At 57.1% G+C, this 2,912-nt stretch carries 2 protein-coding genes; both read left to right on the top strand.

Going from position 1 to position 2,912, the window contains the following annotated elements; all coding sequences use genetic code 11:
* Positions 1–248 precede the first annotated feature (248 nt).
* Positions 249–1,508 (top strand): AAA family ATPase, encoded by a 1,260-nt coding sequence (locus DMG62_24050; GenBank protein ID PYY20031.1) that lies wholly within the window; start codon positions 249–251, stop codon positions 1,506–1,508.
* Between the two features lie 204 nt (positions 1,509–1,712).
* Positions 1,713–2,912: TROVE domain-containing protein (locus tag DMG62_24045; GenBank protein ID PYY20030.1), on the top strand; the 1,200-nt coding region annotated here is incomplete at its 3' end.

Genomic DNA, 2,912 nt, shown 5'->3' with positions numbered 1-2,912 from the left:
TTTTGCACAACTGTTGTCGCGCGGACACTCTTGTCCGCGCAAGCTTGGCCGGTGGTGAAGACTACGGTTACTTCGCCTGAAACGCGGGTGATGCAGGTTCGAATCCTGCCGCGGAGTTATGTCCGTGTAGTCGAAATGGGAAGACGCCTAATGTTCCGTTGTCGCATGTTCCCCGGCCTAAACAAATTGTGTGGCTCGGACATTCCTGTCCGAGCAAGATCCGGCGAATGCCGATTAGAAATGAAAGTATGCACGACTTCTTTAAAAATATTGTGACCGGCCAGAATCAGTTCGCCTCTGGTGGTCTGCTGCTCATGATCATCGGTGGGGTGAGCGTGTATCTGCGTGCGATACCACAAAATGTCTGGTACTGGCTCGTCCGCCAAACCACAATGATGATCACTGTGACAGACGACGATGCCGCATTCGCGTGGGTGAAAGAGTGGTTTCTCGAGCAGAAGTTCCTAAAACGAATTCGCTGTTTGGATCTCGATACCACCGTACGCAACGAAAAGATTGCGATGGTTCCTGCTCCGGGAATGCACTGGTTCTGGTATGGGGGCAGGCCCTTCCAGGTGTGGTTTTCGCGCATGGAGAGCACGCATGAACGCTCGACCAGACGCGTAGAGTCGCTGACATTCCGCACTATTGGAAGGAACCGCGGCTTGCTGCAAATATTGGTGAACGACGTCGTCAGTTGCCATACCCGCAGATTGGGCGTGCAGTCATATCTGTACACCTATAACGACGGATGGGATTACATCGAAGGCTATGCGCCTCGCTTGCTCGAGTCAGTTGTCCTGCAGCCCGGCGAGAAGGAGCACCTGATTGAAGATGTGAAAAACTTTCGGGCGTCGAAACAGCGTTATGCGCGATTGGGGATTCCGTATCATCGCGGGTATTTGCTGTACGGACCTCCGGGCGCGGGTAAGACCTCGCTGGTGTCGGCTCTGGCTGCGCACTTTGGGCTTTCGATCTATGTGATCAATCTCACAGATTTCACTGATCGCAGCCTGATGAGCTCTGTGAATCAGGTGCCGGCAAATTCGGTACTGCTGTTTGAGGACATCGATTGCGCGAAAAGCGGTAAGGCACGCGACACTCAGCCTTTGGGCGTTAACAATGGAGTGCAAACGCAAAATGAAAAAGCGAATGCCCCTGTGAATGGAGTCACGCTTTCCGGTCTGTTGAATGTGCTCGACGGATTCTACGCTCCGGCCAATGTGCTATTTGTGATGACGACGAACCACATCGAGGTCTTGGACGAAGCTCTTCTACGTCCTGGAAGAATTGATTACCGTCTGTACCTGGGTAAGGCGACTGATCGTCAGAAGATCGAACTGTATCGCCGGTTCTTTCCAGAGGCGTCGGAGTTCGAGGCTCGGGAATTTCTGGAGAGTTCGCGCTCGGCCGAAACCATGGCGGAGTTTCAGGGACTCTTGTTGGGACGTGATCAGCGGGGTAAGACTACGGATGCAGTGGCTGTCAGTCACGGAATTCTGGTATGAAAGTTTCGCCGGTGGCGAAGGCAAGGGATACTTCGCGGGTCGCAGGTTCGACTCCTGCCGTGGACGCGAGTCCACGTAGCTCAGTGGATAGAGCAGCCTCTTAGCCGCCCAATTCCCCGGCGAGTTTTCTGCAAGACGCACGACTAAATGCTCCAAGCTGACAGCTGATGGCTGACGGCTGAGAGCTGGAAAAGGAGAGCTACTATGGCCCGACTCAACACCCTCAACCTCAACTTTGCACCTCGCACACACGAGGGTGCCCTCGCACGTCACGTGTCTCCGGAGCTGCAACTGCGTCGCTCGGTGCTCGCGTGCCTGCTTTGGGAGAGCCAGTTTTACGAGGACGGAGTCGAGATCGCTGGCCGCATCGCCGAACTGGTGCCGAAGGTTGCAGCCGAGAAGGTCGCGGCCCTTGCGGTCGAGGCTCGCGAGCAGATGAAGCTGCGTCACGCGCCGCTTCTGCTTGTCCGTGAAATGGCACGTCACAACGCCCATCGCGCTCCAGTGTCGGAGACGCTCGCTCGCGTCATCCAGCGTGCCGACGAACTCGCCGAGTTCGTTGCTATTTACTGGAAGGACGGACGTGTGCCGCTCTCCGGGCAGGTGAAGAAGGGGCTCGCTGCTGCGTTCCCGAAGTTTGATGAGTATCAGCTCGCTAAGTACGATCGTGGCGGGCCCATCAAACTGCGTGACGTGCTCTTTCTTTGTCACGCCAAGCCGCGCGACGAAGCACAGGCCGGCCTGTGGAAGAAGTTGATCTGGGGACGCCTGAGCGTGCCCGACACCTGGGAGGTTGCACTCTCATCTGGCGCCGACAAGCGCGAGGCTTGGGAGCGCCTGCTTCGCGAGCAGAAGTTGGGAGCGCTCGCGCTACTCCGAAACCTGCGCAATATGCGCGAGGCCGGAGTGAACGAGTCGCTCGTGCTCTCTGCTCTCGGTTCCATGAGCACGGCGCGCGTGCTTCCGTTCCGCTTCCTGGCTGCGGCGCGTTACGCTCCGCAATGGGAGGAAGCGCTCGAGCAGGCGATGTTGAAGTCGGTAGCGAAGCAGGAGAAGCTGCCGGGAAAGACCATCGTGCTGGTGGACGTTTCCGGTTCGATGACTGCGCCGCTGTCTCGCCGTTCCGAGATGCAACGCACCGACGCAGCTTACGGACTGGCGGTGCTTCTCCGCGAGATTGGAGAGAAGGTTGCAGTGTTCTCCTTCTCGAATGATCTGGTCGAGGTGCCGGCCCGTCGTGGATTCGCTCTGCGCGATGCAATTGATCGCTCGCAGCAGCACGGGGCAACTTATCTCGGCAAGGCGGTCGAAAAGCTGAATCAGAATGAGAACTACGATCGTCTGATCGTGATCACTGACGAGCAGGCACATGACACTGTTCCTGCGCCCGATGGTTCGCGTGGA

The sequence above is a fragment of the Acidobacteriota bacterium genome, assembly GCA_003225175.1.
Classification (GTDB): domain Bacteria; phylum Acidobacteriota; class Terriglobia; order Terriglobales; family Acidobacteriaceae; genus Gp1-AA112.
The sequence above is the reverse complement of the archived record's forward strand: the minus strand, read 5'-3'. Positions and strand labels throughout refer to the sequence as shown.